Here is a 5,641-nt window from a genome sequence, read left to right on the forward strand (position 1 = left end):
CACCTAATGCTGGCAACCCAAACAAATAACTAGGTGCCTGTACCAAACAGATACCAATGGTTAACCAGCGCGTGATTTGATTGATCTTCTTACGACCGCTTTCTCCTTCTTTCTGTAATTTCTGAAGGTAAGGAACTGCGATCTGCATTAATTGAACCACAATCGACGCCGAGATATAGGGCATAATCCCTAATGCAAAAACTGAAGCATTTGCAAAAGCACCTCCAGTAAACGCATTTAACAATCCTCCAATTCCACCGGCATCAAATTTACCGGCAAACTCAGAAAGCTTAGAGGCATCAATCCCCGGCAACACTACTTGTGCACCAAAACGATACACCAATAATAATCCTAAAGTTACCGTGATGCGGTTACGCAACTCCTCTATTTTAAATACGTTCTTTATGGTATCAATAAATTTCATCGGTATTCTTGGATTACAATGTTACTACTTCACCACCAGCAGCTTCAATAGCTTTTGCTGCAGCGGCAGTAAACTTGTGAGCAGATACTTTTAAACTTGCTTTCAACTCTCCTCTCCCCAAGATCTTCACCATATCGTTCTTACCAGCAAGACCTAAACCAACAAGGGTTTCAAAATCTACAGTATCTTTTATCTTTTTATCATCTACTAACTGCTGAAGTGTATCCAGATTGATTCCCTGATACTCCTTACGGTTAATGTTAGTAAAACCAAACTTAGGCACTCGACGCTGTAAAGGCATTTGTCCACCTTCAAAACCAAGTTTCTTGGAATATCCAGAACGAGATTTAGCTCCTTTGTGACCACGGGTCGCTGTTCCACCTTTTCCGGAACCTTGACCGCGCCCAACGCGCTTCCCTTTGTTACTAACCGAACCTTCTGCAGGTTTTAAGTTACTTAAATCCATTGTTTTTATCTTATTTAGTTTCTACTGAAACTAGGTGATTAACTTTTTTTATCATACCAAGAACCGCTGGCGTATCCTCATGCTCGATCGTTTGGCCGATTTTACGAAGACCTAACGCTTCAAGCGTTCTCTTTTGGGTCTGTGTGCGATTGATAGCACTCTTTACCTTTGTTACTTTAATCTTTGCCATTTTTCTTTGGTTTAACCTTTAAACAATTTCTCCATGGAGATTCCTCGTTGGTCGGCTACAGTTTGTGCGCTACGCAATTGCAATAAGGCATCAAACGTTGCTTTTACCACGTTGTGTGGATTGGAAGATCCTTGGGATTTCGACAATACATCGTGTACTCCCACTGCTTCCAATACCGCACGTACAGCACCTCCAGCAATTACCCCTGTACCGGGAGCTGCCGGCAACAGGTTTACGCGTGCTCCACCATACTTTCCTTTTTGTTCGTGAGGCAGTGTGGCTTTGTTCAAAGGAATACGAACAAGGTTCTTCTTGGCATCCTCAATCGCTTTTGCGATCGCACTTGCCACATCCTTAGATTTTCCAAGACCGTGTCCTACAACTCCGTTCTCATCACCAACTACAACAATAGCCGAAAATCCGAAGGCTCTACCTCCTTTAGTTACTTTAGTAACACGCTGTACGCCTACTAAACGGTCTTTTAATTCCAGACCTCCTGGTTTTACTAATTCTACGTTTTTATAATCTTGATACATACTACTTAGAATTTAAGGCCGCCTTCGCGTGCTCCTTCAGCTAATGATTTTACTCTTCCGTGATATAGATAACCTCCTCTGTCAAAAGCTACGGTATCTACACCTGCTTTTTGCGCTTTTTCAGCGATGGCTTTTCCTACTAATTTCGCTACATCGGTCTTGTTTGCTTTTGCAGCGTCAATATCTTTATCTCTTGATGATGCAGCGGTAATTGTTTTACCGTTCACATCGTCGATAAGTTGCGCATAAATCTCTTTATTGCTTCTGAAAACAGCCAAACGCGGGCGTTGTTCTGTTCCTGAAATAGTTTTACGTATTCTAAAACGTAGACGATTTCTTCTATCTTGTTTTGATAATGCCATAACTCTATTTATTATGCAGATTTACCTGCTTTTCTTCTTAATTGTTCACCAACAAACTTGATCCCTTTTCCTTTGTAAGGTTCCGGCTTACGGAAACCGCGGATCTTAGCCGCGATCTGTCCTACCAATTGTTTGTCGTGCGATGTTAATTTAACGATGGGGTTCTTTCCTTTTTCAGAAACTGTTTCCACCTTTACTTCAGGAGCGACTTCCAACACAATATTGTGAGAGTAACCAACTGCCAAATCTAATTTCTGACCTTGATTAGAGGCACGATATCCAACCCCTACAAGTTCCAATTCTTTTGTCCATCCTTTAGAAACTCCTTCTATCATGTTGTAGATAAGTGCTCTGTATAGCCCGTGTTTGGCTTTGTGATTCTTTGCATCACTGGGACGTTCCACGTATGCATTACCGTCTTCTACTTTGATGGTTACATCAGAATATTCCTGAGTTAACTCACCTAATTTTCCTTTAACGGTAATTACATTGTCTTTTATTTCAACTGTAACTCCTTCTGGAATTGCTACCGGGTTATTACCTATTCTTGACATTTCTTCTTGTCTTTATTGTTAGTATACGTAACACAATACTTCACCACCAACGTTTTGAGCTTTCGCTTGCTTTCCTGTCATTACTCCTGCTGAAGTAGACACGATGGCAATACCCAAACCGTTTAGGATACGAGGGATCTCGTTAGAACTTGCATATTTACGTAAACCGGGTTTACTAATTCTTTGAATCTTCTTGATCACCGGATCTTTTGTAAGCTTATCGTATTTCAAAGCGATCTTGATAACACCTTGTGGACCTTTATCGTCTTCGAATTTGTAGCTTAAGATAAAACCTTGATCGAACAAGATCTTTGTAATCTCTTTTTTTAGATTTGAAGCCGGCACCTCAACTACGCGGTGTCCTGCTTTTACTGCATTTCTAACTCGTGTTAGATAATCTGCGATTGGATCTGTTGTCATTTCCTTTTGTTTGCGGTAATGGTTTTCGTCAATATCCCGAAAGCTATCGGGACCATGGTGACAAACCTGCTACCAGTTTATAAATTTACCAACTTGCTTTTCTAACACCAGGGATAAGACCTTGATTGGCCATTTCACGAAACATAACACGTGAAATTCCAAAAACTCTCATATACCCTTTTGGTCTTCCGGTTAACTTACAACGGTTGTGTTGACGTACCGGAGAAGCGTTCTTTGGTAATTTTTGTAGGCCTTCCCAATCGCCAGCTTCTTTTAAAGCTTTGCGTTTTTCAGCATACTTTGCTACCATTTTAGCTCTTTTCACCTCGCGGGCTTTCATTGATTCTTTAGCCATCTCTTAGTTCTTTTTAAAAGGTAATCCTAGTTCTGTTAGTAATGCTTTTGCTTCTTTATCGGTTTCAGCAGAAGTAACGAAAGTAATATTCATCCCTTCGATCTTTTTTACTTTATCGATATCGATTTCAGGAAAAATGATTTGTTCGGTAATTCCCAAAGAGTAATTTCCTCTTCCGTCAAAACCTGTGGCTTTGATCCCGTTAAAATCACGTACCCTTGGCAAAGCAGAAGTAACAAGTCTATCTAAAAACTCGTACATACGCTCCCCTCGCAATGTCACCATCGCTCCAATAGGCATTCCCTTACGAAGCTTAAAGGTTGCAACGTCTTTTTTGGAAATTGTCGCAACGGCTTTTTGCCCGGTAATATTTGTCAATTCATCTACAGAGTAGTCGATAAGTTTCTTATCTGCAACTGCGGCACCTACACCACGAGACACAACGATGCGCTCTAGTTTTGGTACTTGCATTACATTTTTGTATCCAAACTCGTCTGTAAGAGCATTAATTACTCTGCTCTTGTACTCTTCCTTAAGTCTTGGTGTATATCCCATAACTATAATACTTGATTCGATTTTTTAGAAAATCGTACTTTTTTACCATCTTCCATTCTGTACCCTACGCGTGTCGGTTCTCCGGATTTAGGATCTACCAGCGATAGGTTTGAAATATGAATAGGAGCTTCTTTTTCTGTGATTCCACCTTGAGGGTTTGCCGCACTTGGCTTCTCATGTTTTTTCACAGTATTTACTCCCTCCACTATTGCTTTGTTTTTATCAAGGAGTACCTTAAGCACTTTCCCTTCGGAACCTTTGTGTTCTCCGGCCGTAACTACTACGGTATCCCCTGATTTTATTTTAAGCTTTGCCATCTTGATTCGTATTAAAGCACCTCGGGTGCCAATGATACTATTTTCATAAATTGTTTGTCACGAAGCTCTCTTGCCACCGGACCAAAGACACGTGTTCCTCGCATCTCCCCTTGTGGGTTCAACAACACACATGCATTATCGTCGAAACGAATGTACGATCCATCGGGACGTCTTACTTCTTTCACGGTACGTACCACTACTGCAGTAGAAACGGCACCTTTTTTAATGTTTCCGTTGGGAGTAGCTTCCTTAACAGTCACTACAATCTTATCTCCAATAGAAGCATATCTCTTTTTTGTACCGCCCAACACTCTAATTGTTAGCACTTCTTTAGCGCCGGTGTTGTCTGCTACTTTTAGTCTTGATTCTTGTTGTATCATGATTACTTCGCTCTTTCAATTATTTCTACTAACCTCCAACATTTGGTTTTACTTAAAGGTCGTGTTTCCATGATCTTTACAGTATCTCCTTCGTTACAGTCGTTCTTTTCGTCGTGTGCTACGTATTTCTTCGTTTTTAAAACGAACTTTCCGTACATAGGATGTTTTACTTTCTTTACTTCAGAAACCACAATGGATTTTTCCATTTTGTTACTGGTAACTACTCCTATACGTTCTTTTCTTAAGTTTCTTTTTTCTTCCATCTTTCAGCTTCGTACCGTTATTGTACTTCTCTTTTAGTTAGTTCTGTCGCAATTCTAGCCATAGTTCTTCTATGTCTTCTCAATTGAATTGGATTTTCCAACGGTGAAATGGTGTGTGCCATTTTAAGGTCTGTATATGCCTTTTTAGATTCAGCAAGTTTCTCTTGTAGCTCCGCTGTTGACGCTTCGTTTATCTCTGATTGTTTCATCTTTGTAAAAATTAAGCTTGATAATCTCTAGACATAATAAATTTCGTTTTCACAGGAAGCTTTTGAGCTGCAAGGCGCAATGCTTCTTTTGCTGTTTCCAAAGGAACTCCGGAAACTTCAAACAAAATTCGACCCGGCTTTACAACGGCTGCCCAATATTCTACAGCTCCTTTACCCTTACCCATACGTACTTCAAGAGGTTTCTTTGTAATTGGCTTATCCGGAAAAATCATGATCCAGATAGAACCTTCTCTTTTCATATATCGGGTAGCGGCGATACGCGCTGCTTCAATTTGACGTGCTGTCAAGAAGTTTGAATCTAAAGACTTGATACCAAAGGTTCCGTAGGCAAGCTGATTACCACGACCAGCATTCCCTTTCATACGGCCTTTTTGCATTTTACGGTACTTTGTTCTCTTAGGTTGTAACATTTTCTTCTATTTAAAAAATTACTTTCTACGACGGGCTTTGTTATTGCCTGCTCGTCCTGTGGAATTTCCGCTCTTTCCGCCCTTTTTGGTCAAACCAACTAAAGGAGAAAGCTCTCTCTTTCCGTATACTTCGCCTTTCATAATCCATACTTTAACACCCAATCTACCATAGGTAGTGT

The 5,641-nt window shown here is 40.4% G+C and carries 13 protein-coding genes and 2 pseudogenes; all 15 read right to left on the bottom strand.

Annotated elements, in window-relative coordinates; translation table 11 throughout:
* A pseudogene (locus AACZ11_RS12805) lies at nucleotides 1–424 on the bottom strand (preprotein translocase subunit SecY); the annotation flags it as partial.
* A 13-nt stretch (nucleotides 425–437) separates the two neighbouring features.
* A complete protein-coding gene (gene rplO / locus AACZ11_RS12810) occupies nucleotides 438–890 on the bottom strand; it encodes a 50S ribosomal protein L15 (RefSeq protein WP_290628018.1) in 453 nt (150 codons plus the stop codon).
* 10 nt (nucleotides 891–900) lie between these two features.
* On the bottom strand, nucleotides 901–1,080 hold the full coding sequence (gene rpmD, locus AACZ11_RS12815; protein WP_290628016.1) for a 50S ribosomal protein L30: 180 nt from the start codon (nucleotides 1,078–1,080) through the stop codon (nucleotides 901–903).
* A gap of 11 nt (nucleotides 1,081–1,091) precedes the next feature.
* Nucleotides 1,092–1,616 (bottom strand): 30S ribosomal protein S5, encoded by a 525-nt coding sequence (gene rpsE, locus AACZ11_RS12820; protein ID WP_034259294.1) that lies wholly within the window; start codon nucleotides 1,614–1,616, stop codon nucleotides 1,092–1,094.
* Between the two features lie 5 nt (nucleotides 1,617–1,621).
* Nucleotides 1,622–1,978, bottom strand: coding sequence for a 50S ribosomal protein L18 (gene rplR / locus AACZ11_RS12825; protein ID WP_034259296.1), 357 nt, complete (start codon nucleotides 1,976–1,978; stop codon nucleotides 1,622–1,624).
* Nucleotides 1,979–1,989: 11 nt separating this feature from the next.
* Entirely contained in the window at nucleotides 1,990–2,532 is a 543-nt protein-coding gene (rplF, locus tag AACZ11_RS12830; RefSeq protein WP_290628012.1) for a 50S ribosomal protein L6, read from the bottom strand.
* A gap of 18 nt (nucleotides 2,533–2,550) precedes the next feature.
* The gene (gene rpsH / locus AACZ11_RS12835; protein WP_290628010.1) at nucleotides 2,551–2,952 is read right to left on the bottom strand and encodes a 30S ribosomal protein S8; all 402 of its coding nucleotides are present in this window, start codon (nucleotides 2,950–2,952) and stop codon (nucleotides 2,551–2,553) included.
* Between the two features lie 85 nt (nucleotides 2,953–3,037).
* Nucleotides 3,038–3,307: a 30S ribosomal protein S14 gene (rpsN, locus tag AACZ11_RS12840; RefSeq protein ID WP_034259300.1), complete on the bottom strand. Its 270-nt coding sequence runs from the start codon at nucleotides 3,305–3,307 to the stop codon at nucleotides 3,038–3,040.
* A 3-nt stretch (nucleotides 3,308–3,310) separates the two neighbouring features.
* The gene (gene rplE, locus AACZ11_RS12845) at nucleotides 3,311–3,862 is read right to left on the bottom strand and encodes a 50S ribosomal protein L5 (RefSeq protein ID WP_034259301.1); all 552 of its coding nucleotides are present in this window, start codon (nucleotides 3,860–3,862) and stop codon (nucleotides 3,311–3,313) included.
* Nucleotides 3,863–3,864: 2 nt separating this feature from the next.
* A complete protein-coding gene (gene rplX / locus AACZ11_RS12850) occupies nucleotides 3,865–4,179 on the bottom strand; it encodes a 50S ribosomal protein L24 (protein ID WP_034259302.1) in 315 nt (104 codons plus the stop codon).
* An 11-nt stretch (nucleotides 4,180–4,190) separates the two neighbouring features.
* Nucleotides 4,191–4,559 (bottom strand): 50S ribosomal protein L14, encoded by a 369-nt coding sequence (rplN, locus tag AACZ11_RS12855; RefSeq protein WP_034259303.1) that lies wholly within the window; start codon nucleotides 4,557–4,559, stop codon nucleotides 4,191–4,193.
* 2 nt (nucleotides 4,560–4,561) lie between these two features.
* Complete coding sequence (gene rpsQ / locus AACZ11_RS12860; protein WP_290628006.1) at nucleotides 4,562–4,822, bottom strand: 30S ribosomal protein S17; 261 nt, start codon at nucleotides 4,820–4,822, stop codon at nucleotides 4,562–4,564.
* A 17-nt stretch (nucleotides 4,823–4,839) separates the two neighbouring features.
* Complete coding sequence (rpmC, locus tag AACZ11_RS12865; protein ID WP_034259305.1) at nucleotides 4,840–5,031, bottom strand: 50S ribosomal protein L29; 192 nt, start codon at nucleotides 5,029–5,031, stop codon at nucleotides 4,840–4,842.
* Nucleotides 5,032–5,042: 11 nt separating this feature from the next.
* A complete protein-coding gene (gene rplP / locus AACZ11_RS12870) occupies nucleotides 5,043–5,462 on the bottom strand; it encodes a 50S ribosomal protein L16 (RefSeq protein WP_034259306.1) in 420 nt (139 codons plus the stop codon).
* A gap of 18 nt (nucleotides 5,463–5,480) precedes the next feature.
* A pseudogene (locus tag AACZ11_RS12875) lies at nucleotides 5,481–5,641 on the bottom strand (30S ribosomal protein S3); the annotation flags it as partial.

The sequence above is a fragment of the uncultured Altibacter sp. genome, assembly GCF_963972995.1.
Classification (GTDB): Bacteria; Bacteroidota; Bacteroidia; order Flavobacteriales; family Flavobacteriaceae; genus Altibacter.

What these genes read in the sequence shown, in the direction of transcription:
- rplP (WP_034259306.1), bottom strand. Translation starts at nt 5,462, where the DNA reads ATGTTACAACCTAAGAGAACAAAGTACCGTAAAATGCAAAAAGGCCGT.
- rpsQ (WP_290628006.1), bottom strand. Translation starts at nt 4,822, where the DNA reads ATGGAAGAAAAAAGAAACTTAAGAAAAGAACGTATAGGAGTAGTTACC.
- rpsH (WP_290628010.1), bottom strand. Translation starts at nt 2,952, where the DNA reads ATGACAACAGATCCAATCGCAGATTATCTAACACGAGTTAGAAATGCA.
- rplN (WP_034259303.1), bottom strand. Translation starts at nt 4,559, where the DNA reads ATGATACAACAAGAATCAAGACTAAAAGTAGCAGACAACACCGGCGCT.
- rpsN (WP_034259300.1), bottom strand. Translation starts at nt 3,307, where the DNA reads ATGGCTAAAGAATCAATGAAAGCCCGCGAGGTGAAAAGAGCTAAAATG.
- rplX (WP_034259302.1), bottom strand. Translation starts at nt 4,179, where the DNA reads ATGGCAAAGCTTAAAATAAAATCAGGGGATACCGTAGTAGTTACGGCC.
- rpmC (WP_034259305.1), bottom strand. Translation starts at nt 5,031, where the DNA reads ATGAAACAATCAGAGATAAACGAAGCGTCAACAGCGGAGCTACAAGAG.
- rplO (WP_290628018.1), bottom strand. Translation starts at nt 890, where the DNA reads ATGGATTTAAGTAACTTAAAACCTGCAGAAGGTTCGGTTAGTAACAAA.
- rplR (WP_034259296.1), bottom strand. Translation starts at nt 1,978, where the DNA reads ATGGCATTATCAAAACAAGATAGAAGAAATCGTCTACGTTTTAGAATA.
- rplF (WP_290628012.1), bottom strand. Translation starts at nt 2,532, where the DNA reads ATGTCAAGAATAGGTAATAACCCGGTAGCAATTCCAGAAGGAGTTACA.
- rpsE (WP_034259294.1), bottom strand. Translation starts at nt 1,616, where the DNA reads ATGTATCAAGATTATAAAAACGTAGAATTAGTAAAACCAGGAGGTCTG.
- rpmD (WP_290628016.1), bottom strand. Translation starts at nt 1,080, where the DNA reads ATGGCAAAGATTAAAGTAACAAAGGTAAAGAGTGCTATCAATCGCACA.
- rplE (WP_034259301.1), bottom strand. Translation starts at nt 3,862, where the DNA reads ATGGGATATACACCAAGACTTAAGGAAGAGTACAAGAGCAGAGTAATT.